Source organism: Aliiroseovarius sp. ABM4_368, assembly GCF_056161205.1.
Window position 1 is genome coordinate 23662 of sequence record NZ_JBSWYR010000002.1, and the last position, 17460, is coordinate 41121.

Annotated in this window: 24 protein-coding genes; 5 read left to right on the forward strand and 19 right to left on the reverse strand. The window is 57.9% G+C overall.

The features are described from left to right. Positions 1-11 precede the first annotated feature (11 nt). Positions 12-410, forward strand: coding sequence for an META domain-containing protein (locus ACXAH3_RS06085; RefSeq protein WP_474861187.1), 399 nt, complete (start codon positions 12-14; stop codon positions 408-410). Here the strand turns inward: ACXAH3_RS06085 and recO are convergent. The 12 genes from recO to folK all read right to left on the reverse strand — a co-directional run bounded on the left by recO (position 391) and on the right by folK (position 9500). Then, positions 391-1131 (reverse strand): DNA repair protein RecO, encoded by a 741-nt coding sequence (gene recO / locus ACXAH3_RS06090; RefSeq protein WP_474861188.1) that lies wholly within the window; start codon positions 1129-1131, stop codon positions 391-393. The genes ACXAH3_RS06085 and recO overlap by 20 nt on opposite strands. A 36-nt stretch (positions 1132-1167) precedes the next feature. Next, positions 1168-1497 (reverse strand): DUF1491 family protein, encoded by a 330-nt coding sequence (locus ACXAH3_RS06095; protein WP_474861189.1) that lies wholly within the window; start codon positions 1495-1497, stop codon positions 1168-1170. Beyond that, positions 1497-2414 carry a GTPase Era gene (gene era, locus ACXAH3_RS06100; protein WP_474861190.1) on the reverse strand — a complete coding sequence of 306 codons (918 nt, stop codon included), beginning with the start codon at positions 2412-2414 and terminating at the stop codon, positions 1497-1499. Before era ends, ACXAH3_RS06095 begins: the two co-directional genes overlap by 1 nt. Before the next feature lie 4 nt (positions 2415-2418). Next, positions 2419-3099 carry a ribonuclease III gene (gene rnc / locus ACXAH3_RS06105; RefSeq protein WP_474861191.1) on the reverse strand — a complete coding sequence of 227 codons (681 nt, stop codon included), beginning with the start codon at positions 3097-3099 and terminating at the stop codon, positions 2419-2421. Beyond that, positions 3096-3875 (reverse strand): signal peptidase I, encoded by a 780-nt coding sequence (gene lepB, locus ACXAH3_RS06110; protein ID WP_474861192.1) that lies wholly within the window; start codon positions 3873-3875, stop codon positions 3096-3098. The genes rnc and lepB overlap by 4 nt, the downstream gene beginning before the upstream one ends. Positions 3876-3990: 115 nt before the next feature. After that, positions 3991-4389, reverse strand: coding sequence for a holo-ACP synthase (gene acpS, locus ACXAH3_RS06115; protein ID WP_474861193.1), 399 nt, complete (start codon positions 4387-4389; stop codon positions 3991-3993). Beyond that, on the reverse strand, positions 4386-4829 hold the full coding sequence (locus ACXAH3_RS06120; RefSeq protein ID WP_474861194.1) for an ABZJ_00895 family protein: 444 nt from the start codon (positions 4827-4829) through the stop codon (positions 4386-4388). The genes acpS and ACXAH3_RS06120 overlap by 4 nt, the downstream gene beginning before the upstream one ends. After that, positions 4826-5578 (reverse strand): pyridoxine 5'-phosphate synthase, encoded by a 753-nt coding sequence (locus ACXAH3_RS06125; protein ID WP_474861195.1) that lies wholly within the window; start codon positions 5576-5578, stop codon positions 4826-4828. The genes ACXAH3_RS06120 and ACXAH3_RS06125 overlap by 4 nt, the downstream gene beginning before the upstream one ends. Positions 5579-5614: 36 nt before the next feature. Next, positions 5615-6262 (reverse strand): DUF2062 domain-containing protein, encoded by a 648-nt coding sequence (locus tag ACXAH3_RS06130; protein WP_474861196.1) that lies wholly within the window; start codon positions 6260-6262, stop codon positions 5615-5617. A gap of 33 nt (positions 6263-6295) precedes the next feature. After that, the gene (locus ACXAH3_RS06135; RefSeq protein WP_474861803.1) at positions 6296-8404 is read right to left on the reverse strand and encodes a RelA/SpoT family protein; all 2109 of its coding nucleotides are present in this window, start codon (positions 8402-8404) and stop codon (positions 6296-6298) included. A 61-nt stretch (positions 8405-8465) separates the two neighbouring features. Then, a complete protein-coding gene (rpoZ, locus tag ACXAH3_RS06140; protein WP_163040754.1) occupies positions 8466-8822 on the reverse strand; it encodes a DNA-directed RNA polymerase subunit omega in 357 nt (118 codons plus the stop codon). Between the two features lie 81 nt (positions 8823-8903). Further along, positions 8904-9500, reverse strand: coding sequence for a 2-amino-4-hydroxy-6-hydroxymethyldihydropteridine diphosphokinase (folK, locus tag ACXAH3_RS06145; RefSeq protein ID WP_474861197.1), 597 nt, complete (start codon positions 9498-9500; stop codon positions 8904-8906). A gap of 102 nt (positions 9501-9602) precedes the next feature. On the opposite strand from folK, the gene ACXAH3_RS06150 reads away from it, so the two are divergent. From ACXAH3_RS06150 to rnhA, 3 genes are all read left to right on the forward strand, one after another. Further along, positions 9603-10160: a LabA-like NYN domain-containing protein gene (locus tag ACXAH3_RS06150; protein ID WP_474861198.1), complete on the forward strand. Its 558-nt coding sequence runs from the start codon at positions 9603-9605 to the stop codon at positions 10158-10160. A gap of 75 nt (positions 10161-10235) precedes the next feature. Continuing rightward, positions 10236-10823, forward strand: coding sequence for a class I SAM-dependent DNA methyltransferase (locus tag ACXAH3_RS06155; RefSeq protein WP_474861199.1), 588 nt, complete (start codon positions 10236-10238; stop codon positions 10821-10823). Positions 10824-10841: 18 nt separating this feature from the next. Then, complete coding sequence (gene rnhA, locus ACXAH3_RS06160; protein WP_474861200.1) at positions 10842-11294, forward strand: ribonuclease HI; 453 nt, start codon at positions 10842-10844, stop codon at positions 11292-11294. Between the two features lie 9 nt (positions 11295-11303). Here the strand turns inward: rnhA and ACXAH3_RS06165 are convergent, their stop codons facing one another. Genes ACXAH3_RS06165 through def (ACXAH3_RS06185) form a run of 5 tightly spaced genes read right to left on the reverse strand, consistent with a single transcriptional unit; the run spans position 11304 to position 14232 of the window. Continuing rightward, complete coding sequence (locus ACXAH3_RS06165) at positions 11304-11966, reverse strand: hypothetical protein (protein WP_474861201.1); 663 nt, start codon at positions 11964-11966, stop codon at positions 11304-11306. Between the two features lie 34 nt (positions 11967-12000). Beyond that, positions 12001-12240: a GlsB/YeaQ/YmgE family stress response membrane protein gene (locus ACXAH3_RS06170; RefSeq protein WP_474861202.1), complete on the reverse strand. Its 240-nt coding sequence runs from the start codon at positions 12238-12240 to the stop codon at positions 12001-12003. 38 nt (positions 12241-12278) lie between these two features. Then, a complete protein-coding gene (fmt, locus tag ACXAH3_RS06175) occupies positions 12279-13178 on the reverse strand; it encodes a methionyl-tRNA formyltransferase (protein WP_474861203.1) in 900 nt (299 codons plus the stop codon). Positions 13179-13192: 14 nt separating this feature from the next. Next, the gene (gene def / locus ACXAH3_RS06180; protein WP_474861204.1) at positions 13193-13714 is read right to left on the reverse strand and encodes a peptide deformylase; all 522 of its coding nucleotides are present in this window, start codon (positions 13712-13714) and stop codon (positions 13193-13195) included. Beyond that, the gene (def, locus tag ACXAH3_RS06185) at positions 13711-14232 is read right to left on the reverse strand and encodes a peptide deformylase (protein WP_474861804.1); all 522 of its coding nucleotides are present in this window, start codon (positions 14230-14232) and stop codon (positions 13711-13713) included. Before def (ACXAH3_RS06185) ends, def (ACXAH3_RS06180) begins: the two co-directional genes overlap by 4 nt. A 101-nt stretch (positions 14233-14333) precedes the next feature. Between def (ACXAH3_RS06185) and ACXAH3_RS06190 the strand changes: the two genes are divergently transcribed. Next, a complete protein-coding gene (locus ACXAH3_RS06190) occupies positions 14334-15503 on the forward strand; it encodes a MalY/PatB family protein (protein ID WP_474861205.1) in 1170 nt (389 codons plus the stop codon). Between the two features lie 59 nt (positions 15504-15562). Here the strand turns inward: ACXAH3_RS06190 and ACXAH3_RS06195 are convergent, their stop codons facing one another. Together ACXAH3_RS06195 and ACXAH3_RS06200 are read right to left on the reverse strand one after the other, a co-directional pair. Continuing rightward, a complete protein-coding gene (locus tag ACXAH3_RS06195) occupies positions 15563-15910 on the reverse strand; it encodes a hypothetical protein (protein ID WP_474861206.1) in 348 nt (115 codons plus the stop codon). 97 nt (positions 15911-16007) lie between these two features. Next, complete coding sequence (locus tag ACXAH3_RS06200; RefSeq protein ID WP_474861207.1) at positions 16008-17447, reverse strand: cryptochrome/photolyase family protein; 1440 nt, start codon at positions 17445-17447, stop codon at positions 16008-16010. Between the last annotated feature and the right edge of the window lie 13 nt (positions 17448-17460).

Consider the following 17460-nt stretch of genomic DNA (forward strand, 5'->3'; position numbering starts at 1 on the left):
ATCTTGGTCTAATGAAACCACTTCTATGGACTGCATTCGGGGCTGCTTTCTTGATGGCTGGCTGCAAAGACGAAACCATATCCGGCTACGCCGACACCAGCACCCATTGGGCATTGGTCGAGCTAGACGGAACACCATTCCCTGCCCGCGCCACGATCAGCTTTCCTGAAAAGGGGCGGATTGCGGGGAAAGCCCCATGCAACACCTATTCTGGAACGCAAACCGCCCCCTACCCGTGGTTCGAGGTGGGCCCCATTGCGGCCACCAAACGCGCCTGCCCAGATCTTCCATCCGAAAGCGCCTTCTTCAGCGCACTTAAGCAGATGAGCATCTCGGAAGTTTCTGGCAACACGTTGATCCTGTCGAACGAAGACGGTCGACAAATGGTGTTCAAGACCGCTCCGCGCTGACGGCATCACGCCGCAATCGATCCAAAAACCGCGCTCGGGCTTCAGGCAGGGGTTTATCGCCCAACGCATGCGCGATCCCGTGCGTCAGAAAATGCCCTGTGGTCATCAACCCGTCCAATACATTGGACAGCGACCCGTCGCCCACACCCAGTAATTCTGGTGGCAGCGGCAGCAAGCGATCCGCCCACTCCCCTGCCCCTTCGGCTGACACCGCTCGCCCCGTTTTGGGCGAAACATAGGCCAAGTCATCGCGCACCCCGGTGACGGCGCATTCGGACAGGTCCAAACCAAAGCCCAGCTCCTCCAGCAACGCCAATTCCCATTTCAGATAGGCGGTGGGCCACGCTTCATTGACGCCCAGAAGATCCAGCATGGATTGCGTGCGATCATACAATACGGGATGCGGCTCGCGCTCGGGCAGAGCATAGGCCAACAGCGCGGTGATGGCGTTCAGCCCACCCAGCGCCGTGCGATCCGACAGGACAAGCGCGCGACTGCGCAAAGGCTCGACAGTATAGCTACCGATATGCTCTTCCAGCCGCGCGCGCCATGTAACGTCCAACTGCGCGCCGGGCTGCAGGGTCGGCGCGATCTTGCGGCTAACGCCGCCGCGCACCACACCCGCGTGACGACCGTGCTCGGCAGTAAAAACATCAATGATGACAGAGGTTTCGCCATGCTTGCGCACCGACAGCAACGCCCCTTGATCCCGCCAATCCATCGCGACCCTCCTGCGCACAGCCTAGCGGGGTCCGCGTCAGTCCGAAAGCCCCGGTTCGTCCAGAAGATGGCGACCTTGCTTGTCTTCAACCTCGATCACCCAGAGGTCTGGGTCGAAGCCCTTTTGGCGTGTCAGAGCGGCGTCCACTTCCGCCTCGACGCCCTCGGCCAGAACCACCCAACAGCGATCACCCGTCATCAGGTCAAAGCTGCGTTGATAGGCTACGGCCTGTCCGTCCAGCGTGTTCATTTTGACCAAAACCGCCCCCGCCGTCGCGTCGCCCTTCTGGGTCACGAAAGCCGGAATGTCGGACAGGCGCAGCCGCGTCAGATAGGCCGAGACCCAGACATCCGCCGTCAGGCGCATCACTTATTCCCGTCGCGGAAATCGAGCCCCATTTCCGAGTAGCGCTCTTTTTCTTCAAGCCAGTTCGGACGCACTTTTACCTGCAGGAACAGGTGAATCTTGCGGCCCATGAACTCTTCCAGCTCGGCGCGGGCGGATTGGCTGACGGCTTTGATCGTCTCGCCACGTTTGCCAAGAATGATCCCCTTATGGCCGTCGCGGGCGACATAGATGATCTGGTCCACGCGGGCTGAGCCATCTTTACGCTCCTCCCAGTTTTCGGTCTCGACCGTCAACTGATAGGGCAGTTCCTGATGCAGGCGCAGGGTCAGCTTTTCGCGGGTCATCTCGGCGGCGATCATACGCATGGGCAGGTCGGCGATCTGGTCTTCGGGGTACAGCCACGGGCCTTCGGGCAAACGTTCAGCCAGCCACTTACGCAGATCTTTAACACCATGGCCTTTCTCGGCCGAGATCATGAAGGTCTCGGCAAAGTTATAACGGTCATTCAGGTCTTTGGTCAGCGCCAGAAGCACCCCGGATTGGACCTTGTCGATCTTGTTGATGGCCAGCGCCACGGTGCGGCCCTGCCCGATCTCTTCCAGACCATCCAGAATGCGCTGAACGCCTTCGGTGACGCCGCGATGTGCCTCGACCAGCAGAACGATCACGTCCGCATCCGACGCACCGCCCCATGCGGCGGCAACCATCGCACGGTCAAGACGGCGACGTGGCTGGAACAGGCCGGGCGTATCCACGAAAACGATCTGAGCATCGCCTTCAATCGCCACACCACGAATGCGCGCGCGGGTCGTCTGCACCTTGTGCGTCACGATCGAGACCTTGGCCCCCACCATATGGTTCGTCAGCGTTGACTTGCCCGCATTGGGCTCGCCAATCAGGGCGACAAACCCCGCACGTGTGTTCGCATCCGACATAAGTTTATCCTTCAACCTGCGCCAAAAGCGCCTTGGCCGCAGCCTGTTCGGCGGCTCGTTTCGAGTTGGCTTTCGCCTGTGCCGTCCGGCCATCGGGCAATTGCGCTTCGATGGTGAAGACCGGGGCATGATCCGGGCCTTCGCGGCTTGTTTCGACATATTTCGGCACGGCCATCTTACGCGCCTGCGCCCATTCTTGCAGGGCTGTTTTTGCGTCGCGGGCATCAGCCTCGACCGTGTTGATGCGATCACCCCATAGTCGCAGGATCATATCCCGCGCGGGGTCTAGCCCGCCATCCAGATAGACGGCTGCAATCACCGCCTCCATCGCGTCGCCCAAAAGCGCAAGCTTGCGACGGCCTCCGGTCTTCATCTCGGACCGGCCCAGTTTCAGGACCGCGCCCAGATCAATCTGCTTGGCGACATCCGCGCAGGTTTCCTTGCGCACCAACGCGTTATAACGCGGGGCCAGCGTGCCTTCGGGCGCATCGGGATCGTCGGCCAGCAGCTTTTCGGACATCACCAGCCCAAGCACCCGGTCGCCCAGAAACTCCAGTCGTTGGTTGTCAGGCCGCGTGGCGGACGAGATCGACCCATGCGTCAGCGCGCGGATCAGCAGATCGGGCTGCGAGAATTCGTACCCGATGCGTGCCGTAAAGGCCTGAAGGTCCGCAGAAAGCTTCACTCGATTTCCTTGAAGTAACGATCCGAGCGCCACGTCCAGAAATAGAACAGACGTTTGCCAGCGGCCGAGAACATGATGCGGTCGGCGCGGCCAAGCAGGTATTCAGCGGGAACAAAGCCTACCCCGCCAGCGTTAGGGCTGACACGGCTGTCGATCGAGTTATCGCGGTTGTCACCCATGAAGAAATAGTGGCCTTCGGGCACAGTGAACACGTTGGTATTGTCCACGCTGCGGTTGGCGAAGTTCAGGATCGAGTGCGACACGCCGCCGGGCAGCGTTTCAATGAATTTTTCTTTCAAGCACTCGCCGCCTTCGCCCACTGGACGGTTGATACATTGGGGGATGGTGCGGAAACGGCCCTGCGGCAGTTTGATTTCCGAGAACATTCCAACCGGCTCTTGCGTCGCGACTTCGCCGTTGATCGACAGTACGCCATTCTTAACTTGAATCTTATCGCCCGGCAGACCGATCAAGCGTTTTACATAGTCCGTCCCAAGGGTCGGATGACGGAAAACGACGACGTCGCCACGCTCGGGCTCGGATCCCAAAATACGCCCCGAGATCGGGCAGCTTGAGAACGGGCAAGAATGACGCGAATAGCCATAGGCCATTTTGTTGACGAACAGAAAGTCGCCAATCAACAGCGTGTCTTTCATCGACCCGGTGGGGATCCAGAAGGGCTGAAAGAACAGGGTGCGGAAGATCCCGGCGATGATCAGCGCCCAGAAGATCGTTTTCACGTTCTCCCACAGGCCATCTTTCTGCTTTTCGGTCATGTAACTGCCTTTTGTCTGTCAGGCCGCAGGGGCCGAAATCTGTTGTGGGCGATATGAGCGGATGGGGGGGCAGAGTCAAGTTTAGCGCCGGGTTTCGGCGGGTTTGAAGAGGGATTTAGGCAGGTCGCGCCTCAATCACCACAAATGCCTGCGCCCAAGGATGATCGTCGGTCAAGGTGACGTGGATGATCGCCGTATGCCCTTCGGGGGTCATTTCGTCCAAACGGTCCTTAGCCCAGCCCGTGACGGCCATCACGGGTTGGCCCGTGCGCAGGTTCGACACGGCCATATCGCGCCAGCTGATCCCCATGGCAAGTCCGGTGCCCAACGCCTTAGAGCACGCCTCTTTCGCGGCCCATCGTTTAGCCAATGTACCGGCCTCGTCCTTGCGGCGGGCGGCTTTGGCAAGCTCGCGTTCGGTGAAGACACGTTTGCGGAAGCGGTCTCCGAACCGATCCAGCGTGCCTTGAATACGCTCGATATTCGCAAGATCCGTGCCAATGCCAAGGATCATTTGGCTGCCTTTTTATCCAAGACTTTGCGCTGATTTTTGTACCCCATCGTCAGGAAGAAGCGGTTGACCAGAAGGGTAATCACCATGACGCCCGCAAAGACCAGCACCCATGTCATCATCGAAATGGACGAGAACATTTCCCGCATGGCAGGCATCAGGATCAAGAGTCCCGCAAGCACGGCAACAGTGATGACACCGACAACCATGGTGGCCAGCGTGGCGGCGGACCAAGCCTCGGCTTTTTTATACGGTCCCAGCCCGGCATCTGCGCGTTTTTGACCTTCGATCATCGCGGCCATCATCGGGGGCAGTACCGTGGACAGACCGGACGGCAGCGAGAAACCAAATAGGCGCTCAAGCAGCAAGCCGATGATCATCAACCCGATCATGGCCAGAATATAAACGCCCGCATAGCGCTTCCAGTTTAGTGTTCCGTTCATCCTCGGGCCTCGTTCATTAGGCGACGCATCTCGGCGATAGCGTCGGGAAGGCCACGGAAGATCGCTTCACCGATCAGGAAGTGGCCAATGTTCAATTCAATTACCTCGGGCATAGCGGCAATGGGGGCGACCGTATCATAGGTCAGCCCGTGACCCGCGTGCACCTCTAGCCCCAGCGAGTGTGCGAACGCTGCACCCTCGCGCAAGCGTTCCAGCTCGGCGTCACGCTTGTCGAAATCCCCTTCTGCATGGAAATCGCAATATGCCCCAGTGTGCAGTTCGACCACAGCGGCACCAATCCGAGCCGAGGCTTTGATCTGTTCGGCATCCGCATCGATAAACATCGACACACGACAGCCTGCGTCGCGCAGGGGCAGGATGTAATCGCCCAGACGGTTGTCGTTGCGCGCCACGTCCAGGCCGCCCTCGGTCGTCAGCTCTTCGCGCTTTTCGGGCACCAGACAGACAGCGTGGGGTTTATGACGCAGGGCAATGGCCTGCATTTCTTCGGTCGCAGCACATTCAAAATTCAACGGTGCCGTCAGGGCTTCCATCAACCCGTCAATATCCTCGTCCCGGATATGGCGGCGGTCTTCACGCAGATGCGCGGTGATGCCATCGGCCCCGGCTTCTTCCGCCAGCTTTGCCGCCCGCACGGGATCAGGATAAGCTGACCCGCGCGCGTTTCGCACTGTCGCTACGTGGTCAATGTTCACACCAAGCCGAAGCTGGCCTGCGGTCTGGGTCATGTTCGTGCTCCTGCACCGGTTCCGTTTTGGAAAGTGTTACTTGTTTTTGTCAGGGCCGCCACCCTCGGAAAACCGTTCGGCCATACGTTTTTCGTACCGCGCCTTCAGCTTGTTAATCCGGCGGCGCTGATAGGCGTGGATTACCGGGTTGGCCAACACATAAGCCGCGATACCTGCGATGATACCGGGGATCAGGCAGCCCACCAGATAAGGCAGGAACACGCGGTCATAGAAGCGGTCCAATTTCGACCAATCCGCGATCCTATCGGTGAAGACCGACTTGATATTCATCCAAATTTCATTGGTGGCCGAGGTAAAACTGGCAACGATTTCAGGAAGATGGACCGTCACGTTGTGGCCCAGAATGGCATGACCCAAATTGACCGACAGTTCGGCAATGATGGGAAAAGTCAGCGGGTTACCGACAAAGGTCGCCAGAAGGGACGCCAGAACATTCCCGCGCATCAGCCACGACAGAATGGCCGCGGTCAGAAAGTGCAGCCCGTAAAACGGCGTGAACGACGCAAACACTCCGGCTGCAATCCCGCGCGAGATCCGATGCGCAGGGTCGGGCAGGCGTCGCAATCGATGCACCACATACTGCGCCGCACGATACCACCCGCCACGCGGATAAAAGAATTCCGCTACGATTCGCAGATACGATCGCGGATTTCGTTTAAACACGTGCGTTTCCTTCCGCCTGCTCGGCCGGTTTCGTTATGGTTTGCGGCTCAGATCCCGATGACGATGTACCGCTGCGACATCACTATCAGCCTCAAGTGCCAACATAATGGCATGAAGATGTTCGATATCGCGCAGCTGAACGTCTACGATCAAGCGATAGAAATCCGGTTTCCGATCCAAGAACTTCAGGTCCGAGATATTGGCCTTCTGTTCGCCTATCAAGGTGCAAATGCGTCCCAAAACACCTGCATCATTGGAAATCGTCAGCTCAATGCTGACAATGTGGATGGCCGGGTGCTTACCTGAATGCCAATGCAAATCCACCCAGCGCGAGCTGTCATCGTGCAGATCCGCCAGCGCATCGCAGTCAATCGTGTGCACCATCACGCCCTTGCCGCGATAGGAAATCCCGACAATCCGTTCGCCCGGTACTGGCTGACAGCACTGTGCCGGAGCAAAATCCTGCCCGGCTTCCAGCCCGATTACTGATGCATCGACGTCAACCTCGTCCCCGCCGGTTCCGGCCTCGGGATAGAGTGTTCCAACAACGTCCCGCGCCTGCAGTTCGGCCGATCCAAGACGCGCCAAAAGCTCGTCCGTGTCTTTCAGACGCAGCTGTTTCGCAGCGGTCGCCAGTGCCTTATCGCTGACCTTGCGCCCCACATGTTCGAACGCCAGACGCGCCAATTCGCGGCCTAGACGGACATAGCGGTCGCGGTCATCTGAACGCAGCTTCTTACGGATCGCTGCTTTGGCACGGCCTGTCACCACGATGTCGATCCAAGTGGCTTGCGGGCTTTGGCCTTCCGCCGTCATGATCTCGACCGACTGACCGTTCTTGATCCGCGTCCACAGCGGCACGCGAATGCCATCAACCTTGGCCCCAACGCAGCTGTCACCAATCCGCGTGTGGATGGCATACGCAAAATCCAGAGGAGTCGCGCCGCGCGGCAGTTTGACCACCTCACCCTTCGGCGTGAAGCAGAACACCTGGTCCTGATACATCTCGAGCTTCACATGCTCGAGGAATTCGTCGTGGTCATCCGCCGCTTCAAACCGTTCCGTCAAAGACGCAATCCACTTGGCCGGATCGACCGCAAACGGGTTTTCCACCCGGATCCCGTCACGATAGGACCAGTGCGCAGCCACGCCGGTTTCTGCCACCTCGTGCATCTCTTGCGAGCGGATCTGAACCTCGACCCGCTTGCCGTCACGCCCCGACACCGTGGTGTGGATCGAGCGATAGCCGTTCGATTTCGGCTGACTGATATAGTCCTTGAACCGCCCCGGCACCGCGCGCCACCGCTGATGGATCGCGCCCAGAACCCGATAGCAATCCGCATCACTTTCCGTGATCACCCGAAAGCCATAAGTATCGGACAGGCGCGAAAAGCTTTGCCCCTTCTCTTCCATCTTGCGCCAGATGGAATAGGGTTTTTTCGCGCGCCCAAAGGCTTTGGCCTCTATGCCGGCCTTGTCCAGTTCCAGACGGATATCGCTGGTGATCTTCTGGATCACATCACCGCTTTCCTTCTGAAGCCGCAAGAACCGCCGCATGATCGAGCTTCGACCCTCGGGGTTCAGCACGTGAAAGGCCAGATCCTCAAGCTCTTCACGCATCCACTGCATCCCCATACGACCAGCAAGGGGGGCATAAATATCCATCGTTTCGCGCGATTTTTGGACCTGTTTGTCCGGGCGCATCGCCTTGATCGTACGCATATTGTGCAGACGGTCGGCAAGCTTCACCAAAATGACGCGCATGTCTTTGGACATGGCCATAAAGAGCTTGCGGAAATTCTCTGCCTGCTTCGTTTCAGACGAGGAAAGCTGAAGATTGGTCAGCTTGGTGACACCGTCCACAAGCTCGGCAATATCTTTGCCAAACAGTTCGGCAACCTCGCCATAGGTTGACCCGGCATCTTCAATCGTATCATGCAGAAAAGCGGTGATGATGGTCGCATCATCCAGCTGCATATCCGCCAATATCTCGGCCACGGCAAAGGGATGCGTGTAATAGGGGTCGCCCGAATGGCGATACTGCCCAAAATGCATTTGGCCGCCATATTCAAAGGCGGCCATAAGCAGGTCCGAGTTGGACTTGGGATTGTACGTCGAAATGCGTTCGATCAGACCGTCGATATCGAGATCAACAAGCTCGTCTTTCCAGCTCGTCACTCGTGACGCCCCCGCTCGCTTTCGATCAGCCTTGGCCTTGCGCTTCCATCAGCGCGCGCAGCAGCTTTTCTTCCGACATGTCGTCGTCAGCAGGCTTGTCAGCAGCTTCGGCACCCATAAGCAGCGCCATGCTGTCTTCTTCGGGTTCGTCCACCTCGATCTGAGTCTGGTGATCTTCGATCATGCGTTCGCGCAGCTCGTCCGCCGTCTGGGTTTCGTCCGCAATCTCGCGCAAAGCAACAACGGGGTTTTTGTCGTTGTCGCGATCAACTGTAATCTCGGCTCCTGCCGAAATTTCACGCGCACGATGCGACGCCAGCATCACCAGATCAAACCGGTTCGGCACTTTATCTACGCAATCTTCAACCGTCACACGGGCCATGTCAGCTCCATTCCTTGCAAGGGGATGTGAAACGCCTGTCTATGCCTCTGGACGGGCAATGACAAGCACAAACGCCCCATATCAGGCCATTTCAAAGGGCGAAACCTCTTTTTTTGCGGCATCCGGCAGGGCGTTAGCCATCTGCTGGATGGTTTTCCCCAAAACGGGGTGGCGCCAATCCGGTGCGACGTCCGCCAAAGGAATCAGGGCGAACCCACGGTCCTGCAGCCGCGGATGGGGAAGGATCAACTGATCTGGAGCTTCTTGCATCTGCCTGTCCAACGGCAGATTTTTCCAGTGCAGGAACGTATCGCGATCCGGCGCCACGCGGTCCTCATATGCAATCATGTCAATATCAAGCGTCCGTTGCGCCCAACGCGAGGGTCTTTCGCGACCGAATCTATCTTCGACCTGATGAAAGGTTTTCATAAGAATTTCAGCAGGTTCATCCACCATAAGCTGAACGGCCACATTGATGAAATCCGGCCCCGCCCCCGCCGGAAAGCAAGCTGTGCTATAGTAACGACTTACAGAGGTGATTCTTAAACCACGTTCAGAAAGACAATTCAGCGCATCGCGCACAAGTTCTGCCGATTCCTTTAATTCAAAAGTGACGTTACTTCCTAACAGTGCTAATACTTTTGCATATGTTTCTTCGTGATTTTTGGCTTGCAGCACAGCGAGCGTTCCCTAGATTGCGACAAGTGTTTTCTTCGTTAAGTGATTTTAATCCTACCACTCACGGAATTGCTCGGCGAAGACAATTAGAAAGGATAATTAATGTTCTATCGTGACGAGCGTCTTGCACTCTTCATCGATGGTTCAAACCTGTATGCAGCGGCTAAGTCGCTTGGGTTTGACATCGACTACAAGCTGCTTCGGCAAGAATTCATGCGCCGGGGAAAGCTTTTGCGGGCCTTCTACTATACCGCTCTTCTGGAAAACGACGAATACTCACCCATTCGCCCGCTGGTTGATTGGTTGCACTATAATGGCTTCTCGATGGTGACGAAGCCCGCCAAAGAATACACCGACTCCATGGGGCGCCGGAAAGTCAAAGGCAACATGGATATCGAACTGACGGTCGACGCTCTTGAGCTGGCTGATTATATCGACCACGCTGTGCTGTTCTCGGGCGATGGTGATTTCCGCCCGTTGGTGGCCGCGCTTCAACGCAAGGGCGTACGTGTGTCGGTCGTCTCGACGATCCGCAGCCAACCACCGATGATAGCAGATGAACTGCGCCGCCAAGCGGACAATTTCATCGAGCTGGAAGAACTGAAAGACGTGATCGGCCGCCCACCACGCGAATTTGAAGGTGGCGACGAACGCGAGTGATCTGAGCGAACGGGCCGGGGCAAACGCTCCGGCCTTTTCATTTGCAGCGCACCGACCTTAGTTCCCTGAACCAACATGTCCGAAGATCGCCAAACACTCGACGTCTATGACGCACAAGCAGCCGAGTACGAAGCCCGCGTTGCCGTAAAATCCACGCCTGGGCTGGATGCGTTCATGGCTGCGTTGCCGCAGCGCGCGCATGTGTTGGATCTGGGCTGCGGACCCGGTCTGAGCGCAAAGGCAATGCTGAAACATGGCCTATCTGTGGATGCCATCGACGGGTCCGACGCGATGGTCAAACGCGCCCGCGATCATGGCGTTCCGGCGCGTAAGGTGCTGTTTCACCAGATCACCGGACAGTCTGTTTATGACGGGCTCTTTGCCAATTTCAGCTTGCTCCACTTGCCCCGCGCAGACATGCCCGCGATGCTGATCCGCCTTAACAACCTGTTGAAGCCGAAGGGATATCTTCATATCGGGTTGAAGCTTGGCACGGGCGAGGCCCGCGATGATCTGGGGCGGTTTTACACCTATTACCAACAGGACGAGTTGGAAGGGCTGTTGACCTTGGCGGGCTTTACACCCATCACCCATATTCTGGGATCAGGAACCGGGCTGGATGGTCGGCCCTCGGACTGGATTGTCATTCACGCGCGCAACTAGGCGAAAGGGAACAAGATTATGGCCAAGTTTTTCGCCTATACCGATGGTGCCTGTTCCGGCAATCCCGGCCCCGGCGGCTGGGGCACGCTTTTGCAAGCTAAAGAGGGTAACACCGTCGTCAAGGAGCGCGAGCTGAAGGGTGGCGAGGCGCTGACCACCAACAACCAGATGGAGCTTATGGCCGCCATCATGGCGCTTGAAACCTTAGGCAAGCCCTGCGCGATCACCGTCGTGACCGACAGCCAGTACGTCAAGAACGGCGTCACCGGCTGGATCCACGGGTGGAAGCGCAACGGCTGGCGAACGGCCGCAAAGAAGCCTGTGAAAAACGCCGAGCTTTGGCAAAGGCTGGATGCGGCCCAAGCCCGTCATCATGTGACATGGGAATGGGTAAAGGGTCATGCGGGACATCCCGAAAACGAACGCGCGGATGAGTTGGCGCGGGCGGGCATGGCACCGTTCAAGACCTAAGCAAGCCCCCTAGGACTCAAGCCACAGCCCCAGGCCCAGCTCGCTTTCCTCTGTTCCTTGAAGACCTTTGGTATACTGCACAGTCAGGTGCCGCCCCTGGCGCATTTCCCACGCGATGGACGGGATGGCTTTCACAAATGTCTGAGCGGGCGTCTCCATCACGTCCACGCCCAGCATGGTCATCACCTGATCATGGGGCTTTAGGCCAATCATCCCGTAACCGCCATATTCAGTCTCGTACCCTTCGGTGGAAACACTGGCGAAAAGCTTCAGATCCGCCCAAGCAGACCCTAGTGGCGTATTGAAACCGCGACCAAGATGGAAGGCGGGTTCGATCCGGGGGTCGTACTCGGGACCAGCCAGCGTCAGACTTAATGCCTTTCGTAGCGGGCGGTCGTTCTGAGAGAAATGCCAACGGGCCGACAGTTCGTATTCTGTCGGCTGTAGGATCGCAAAATCATAACGGATCTTGCCAGAAATCGTGATGTTGTGGCGTAACCCGTATTCGACATAGGCGGTGCCACGCGGATAGTTCTGCAGGCTGCCGGTATCTTGTTCTGTGGACACAGACAGGAACACCTCGCCCTGCTCGCGTGGCCATGCACCCGCTACGGCCTGAACCGTCGCGGTAATCACTGCAATACACGCCAAGATGAAAGCACGAACCAACATGGGTTCACTGTGCCTGAAGAAGGTTAATCGCCTGTTAACTGCGGCCCGAGTACCGCTGCCACAGCCAAATCACCAGCATCGCTCCCAGTACCGCTCCGATGACTCCGAAAGCAAAGCTGCCGATGGCCAAAAGGAAGCGCATTAGAAGCCCGCTGATCAACGCGCCGCCCACGCCAATGGCAATTGTCGTCGGTACGTCGGTGCGCACATCCATTATTCGCGTGGCCAAAAAGCCTGCGGCGGCTCCAATGATGATCAAAAGGACGATGGGCATGGGATCAATATGGGGTCAGTTGCTGGCAAATGAAAGGCTTAGCTGACGTGATCGGGCATCTCGAACCCGCGCAGGAAGTCCTCGGCCTCCATCGCGCGTTTGCCGGGACGCTGCGCGCGCAGCACCTCGACCGCTCCATCACCACATGCCACGGTCAGTCCGTTCAAAACCTGCCCAGGAGCCCCTTGACCATCCGCCAAACGCGATGCCAGAAGCTTCAATTGCTCGCCCGCCATGTCGCATTTCGCGCCGGGAAACGGAGACAGGCCACGGATCAGGCGATCAACCTCGATGGCCGGACGAGTCCAATCCACCCGCGCCTCGGCTTTGTCGATCTTGGCGGCATAGGTCACGCCATCATCAGACTGCACCTCGGGGGACAGATCCCCCAAACGTGCCAAAGCATCAACGATCATCCGCGACCCCATCGCAGCCAATCGGTCATGCAACTGCGCGGTGGTTTCCGCGGCGCCAATCGGTGTTGCCTCGCGCAACAGAACGGGACCTGTGTCCAGCCCGGCCTCCATCTGCATGATGCAAATGCCGGTTTCCGCGTCACCCGCCATGATCGCGCGGTGGATCGGCGCTGCCCCACGCCAACGCGGTAAAAGCGAGGCGTGGATGTTCAAACAGCCATGCGTCGGTGCGTCCAAAATGGCTTGCGGCAAAATCAAGCCGTAAGCGACGACCACCGCAGCATCCGCGTTTAGATCTGCAAAAGCCGCCTGTTCATCTGCCCCCTTCAGTGACACCGGATGGCGCACTTCCAGCCCCAACTCCAACGCTCTCGCATGAACCGGACCGGGGCGATCTTTCTTACCGCGCCCCGCCGGTCGCGGCGGCTGGCAATAGACGGCTGCGATGTCATGCCCAGCTTCGACCAGAGCCTCGAGCACCGGAACGGAAAAATCGGGCGATCCCATGAATACAAGACGCATCTGGACCTCGGACCTTAGCAGCAAGAACAGGATTTGCTGGTGGCACCAAGCTTCTTGGCCTTCTTAACCAGCATGTCGCGCTTCGTGCGTGACAGGTGATCCAGGAACATCTTGCCATTCAGGTGGTCGATCTGATGCTGCACCGAAGTGGCCCAGATATTCACGAGATCGCGTTCCTCAACCTCACCAACCTCGTTCAAGAACCGTACAGTCACCGCGCGCGGCCGTTTGATCACAGCGGACACACCGGGCAAATTCGGGCTGGCTTCTTCATGCTCGCGATACTGGGTCGAGGCATGCAGGATTTCTGGGTTCGCCATACGCACCGCCTGCCCGCGCTCGTCAGACGCATCCACAACCGCAAGACGCTGCATGATCCCAAGCTGAGGCGCGGCCAGCCCAACACCGGGCATCGCGTCCATTGCAAAGATCATCTCGTCCCAGATGGCGCGGATCTCGTCCGTAACGGCCTCGACCGGTTCGGCGGCTGTGCGCAGGCATTTATGCGGGTATTTCACATAAGGGCGGTGGGTCATGTCCGGGCCAGCTCTCGCTTCAGTTTCTGCATCTTACGGGTGATCATCTGGCGCTTCAGCGGCTTCAGATAGTCGATGAACAGCTTGCCGTTCAGGTGGTCAATCTCGTGCTGAACACAGGTCGCCCACAGCCCGTCGAAATCCTGTTCTTTCAAATTCCCTTCGCGGTCCAACCACTGAACACGCACCTCTTTCGGGCGAGTGACTTCGGCGAACTGATCGGGGATCGACAGACAGCCTTCTTCATAGACGTTCAGCTCGTCCGAAGACTGGATGACCTCGGGATTGAACATGATCATCGGCTCGCGCGGAGCGTCTTCCTCGCGCACGCAGTCCAGCACGATCAACCGCTTCATCACCCCGATCTGAGGAGCTGCCAGCCCGATCCCCGGCGCGTCATACATAGTTTCCAGCATGTCATCGGCCAGCTTGCGCAGATCGTCGGACAAGTCCGGCACAGCGTCGGCCACCTTTTTCAGGCGCGGGTCGGGGTGAATGAGGATCGGTTTGATGGTCATATGCAGCATGTAGGACATGCGCCCCTTTGGTGCAATGGCTGGCTTGCGCCCGCCGCCAAAGCCGCTAACGTGCCCCAAAACGCCATCCCGAAGGAGACACCATGAATTTCGACGAAGTCATCGAGCGCCGCGGCACTCATTCCGCCAAATGGGACATGATGGAGAAGATCTATGGCGTACCCAAGGACGAGGGCATCGCCATGTGGGTGGCAGATATGGATTTCCGCCCGCCTGCAGCGGTTCAGAACGCACTGCAAGGCATGCTGGATCACGGCATCTATGGCTATTACGGCGATGAAACATCGTACAAAGACGCCATTTGCTGGTGGATGAAAACCCGCCACGATTGGAAGGTCGACCCAGCCGCAATTTTCACCACCCACGGGCTGGTCAACGGCACAGCGATGTGCGTCGACGCCTTCACCAATCCCGGCGATGGAGTTGTGTTGTTTACCCCGGTTTACCACGCCTTCGCCCGTGTGATCCGTGCTGCCGAACGTGACTTGCGCGAATGCCCCTTGGTGAACAATGACGGGCGCTATGAAATGGATTTCGCTGCCTATGACGGCATGATGCAGGGCAACGAGAAAATGTTGATCCTGTGTTCACCGCACAACCCCGGCGGCCGTGTCTGGACCAAGGAAGAACTGGAAGGCGTCGCCGATTTCGCACGCCGCCACGATCTGATCATTGTCTCGGACGAGATCCACCATGATTTGGTCTTCCCCGGTGCGACCCACATCCCCATGACGAAAATCGACGGGATCGAAGACAGGTTGGTCATGATGACAGCCACGACAAAGACCTTCAACATTGCAGGCTCGCATTCTGGAAATGTCATTGTTCCAGACCCGGACCTTCGCGCAAAGTTCGTAGGACGCATGGCTGCGATGGGCATCTCGGCCAATTCCTTCGGCATAGTCATGGCCGAAGCGGCCTATTCACCCGAGGGCGCCGAATGGGTGGACGGCGTCGTCGCCTATATCGACGAGAACCGGAAACTGTTTGATGCAACGATTGCGGGCATTCCCGGTCTAGCCTCGATGCGGATGGAGGCAACCTATTTGGCGTGGGTCGATTTCTCGGGCACCGGGATGGAGGTTGCCGAATACCGCCGCCGGGTCGAACAAGACGCCAAACTGGCCGTGAACCACGGCGAGACGTTCGGTAAAGGTGGCGAGACCTTCCTGCGTTTCAACCTGGCCACCCCACGCGCACATGTCGAAGAGGCCTGCGCGCGCCTTAAGGCCGCCTTCGCGGATTTGCAGTAACAAACACAAAAGCCCGCGCGGGTTCGTCCAGCGCGGGCTTTCTTGTTCAAAACTCGGCGCTAATGCCCTCGGATCAGTGCAACCGGGGCGTCATCTTCTTGAGCATAATCTCGCGGCACGGTGTCATGGGCTTCCGCCTTTCGTTTGAATTCATATTTCATCTGACCGTCTTCCTCTTCCGAGGCGATAATCAAGCACTGATATAGGTGTCGCGACCCATCATACAGGTCCACCAACCCGCGCAAATGTGGCGCGCGTTCCGCGTCCAGCGCGAATCCCGTTTCCCAGAATTTCAGAATCGGAAAGACTTCTTCATTCACACGTATGCGCAAACGGCTCTTCTTTTTAAGGTCTTTCTTGCGCGCAGCTTCCAGTCCCTCGCGCACTTCTTTTGGCAGATATTCCACGGTTCGTCCCCTCCCAAAGCAGATGACTATCATTGCACAAGATATGTATCGGTCAAGTAAACCGAGTGTTAACCTTGAGTAATAATCGAGACTGCAGTTAGAGCGCGCTAAAGGCATCAAGCGCGGATGAACGAGCACTGGCATGGTCCACGATGGGGTTTGGATATGTTGCCCCCAAGCGCACGCCTGCCCCTAGCAACACCGCCTCAGGCGCCTGCCAAGGAGCGCCAAGATGGCGGTCTGGCAGGTTCGCCAGCTCTGGCACCCAACAGCGAATATACGAACCGGTTGGGTCAAATTTCGCGGCCTGCGTGATAGGATTGAAAATCCGAAAATAGGGCGCGGCATCCGCCCCGCAGCCTGCCACCCACTGCCAACTGGCCGCGTTTGATGCAACATCCGCGTCCAACAGCGTATCATGAAACCACTCAAGCCCCTGACGCCAGTTGATGCGCAGATGCTTGGTCAGGAACGAAGCCACGATCATCCGCACACGGTTATGCATCGTGCCAGTTTGCCACAGTTCGCGCATACCTGCATCCACGATGGGATACCCGGTTTGTCCGCGCTGCCATGCGGTCAGATCACCAGGCGCGTTGCGCCATGGAAAAGGAACGAATTTCGGCTGGAACTCCACATCGGGCAAGCTGGGGGTGTGATACAGCAGATACGCCGCGAATTCGCGCCAACCGATCTCGGCCAAGAACTTAGACGCGTCGCGGTCTCCGACATCTCCGGTCACCAAGGCACGGCGCAAACTGGCCAATATCTGGCGCGGAGTGATCTCGCCCATTTGCAGATGTGGAGACAGGTTCGAAACACGCGCCTCGGCAGGAAAATTGCGCCCATCGGCATAGCCTTTCACCCGCTCGTTCAGAAAACAATCCAACCGTGCAAACGCCCCGGCCTCGCCCGGCGCCCAAAACCGGCCAAATTCTGAAGCCCAGTTTGGGTGTGACGGCAGTAGTCCCCAATCTGGCAGGTCCTCACTCCGTAGTTGTCGATGGAATTTTAACTCGGCAGGGATGGGTAAGGCTGTTGTCACCTGATCCAACTGGGCCAGACACGCGCGCCAGAACGGGGTGAAGACACGAAAGGGCGTGCCAGATTTAGTCGACACCTTCCACGGTTCAAACAGATAACGCCCCGTGTGGCTTTCTGCCCGAATACCCTTGGACTTCAACTGCGTCTTCAGGACAGTGTCCGCGGCGACCGCATTGGGCGTGTAGCGACGCGACCAGTGCACCTCCTCTGCACCTGTTTCCGCGATCACTTGCGACAGTACCGTGTGCTCTGGACCTGAGCGCAACACCAACTGCCCGCCCAACTGCTCGATCTGCGCCGCTAAAGCGGTCAACGAGTGATGCAACCACCACCGCTGAGCTCCGCCCATTACGTCGGGAGGAAAAGGATCATTCACGTACAGACACACAACGCGTCGATCGCCAGCGCTGGCGGCTGTCAACGCGGCATGATCCGACAAGCGCAGATCATTGCGATATAGAAGAATGGCGGGGCCGGAATCTTGGACGGTCATATCAACCTCTTGG

Coding starts and splice junctions, on each gene's coding strand:
- def (WP_474861204.1), bottom strand. CDS start 13,714: ATGACCCACCGCCCTTATGTGAAATACCCGCATAAATGCCTGCGCACA.
- ACXAH3_RS06095 (WP_474861189.1), bottom strand. CDS start 1,497: ATGCGCCTGACGGCGGATGTCTGGGTCTCGGCCTATCTGACGCGGCTG.
- ACXAH3_RS06165 (WP_474861201.1), bottom strand. CDS start 11,966: ATGTTGGTTCGTGCTTTCATCTTGGCGTGTATTGCAGTGATTACCGCG.
- recO (WP_474861188.1), bottom strand. CDS start 1,131: ATGGATTGGCGGGATCAAGGGGCGTTGCTGTCGGTGCGCAAGCATGGC.
- ACXAH3_RS06085 (WP_474861187.1), top strand. CDS start 12: ATGAAACCACTTCTATGGACTGCATTCGGGGCTGCTTTCTTGATGGCT.
- ACXAH3_RS06125 (WP_474861195.1), bottom strand. CDS start 5,578: ATGACCCAGACCGCAGGCCAGCTTCGGCTTGGTGTGAACATTGACCAC.
- acpS (WP_474861193.1), bottom strand. CDS start 4,389: ATGATCCTTGGCATTGGCACGGATCTTGCGAATATCGAGCGTATTCAA.
- lepB (WP_474861192.1), bottom strand. CDS start 3,875: ATGACCGAAAAGCAGAAAGATGGCCTGTGGGAGAACGTGAAAACGATC.
- rpoZ (WP_163040754.1), bottom strand. CDS start 8,822: ATGGCCCGTGTGACGGTTGAAGATTGCGTAGATAAAGTGCCGAACCGG.
- fmt (WP_474861203.1), bottom strand. CDS start 13,178: ATGCGTCTTGTATTCATGGGATCGCCCGATTTTTCCGTTCCGGTGCTC.
- ACXAH3_RS06120 (WP_474861194.1), bottom strand. CDS start 4,829: ATGAACGGAACACTAAACTGGAAGCGCTATGCGGGCGTTTATATTCTG.
- rnhA (WP_474861200.1), top strand. CDS start 10,842: ATGGCCAAGTTTTTCGCCTATACCGATGGTGCCTGTTCCGGCAATCCC.
- def (WP_474861804.1), bottom strand. CDS start 14,232: ATGACCATCAAACCGATCCTCATTCACCCCGACCCGCGCCTGAAAAAG.
- ACXAH3_RS06150 (WP_474861198.1), top strand. CDS start 9,603: ATGTTCTATCGTGACGAGCGTCTTGCACTCTTCATCGATGGTTCAAAC.
- ACXAH3_RS06155 (WP_474861199.1), top strand. CDS start 10,236: ATGTCCGAAGATCGCCAAACACTCGACGTCTATGACGCACAAGCAGCC.
- era (WP_474861190.1), bottom strand. CDS start 2,414: ATGTCGGATGCGAACACACGTGCGGGGTTTGTCGCCCTGATTGGCGAG.
- ACXAH3_RS06170 (WP_474861202.1), bottom strand. CDS start 12,240: ATGCCCATCGTCCTTTTGATCATCATTGGAGCCGCCGCAGGCTTTTTG.
- ACXAH3_RS06190 (WP_474861205.1), top strand. CDS start 14,334: ATGAATTTCGACGAAGTCATCGAGCGCCGCGGCACTCATTCCGCCAAA.
- ACXAH3_RS06200 (WP_474861207.1), bottom strand. CDS start 17,447: ATGACCGTCCAAGATTCCGGCCCCGCCATTCTTCTATATCGCAATGAT.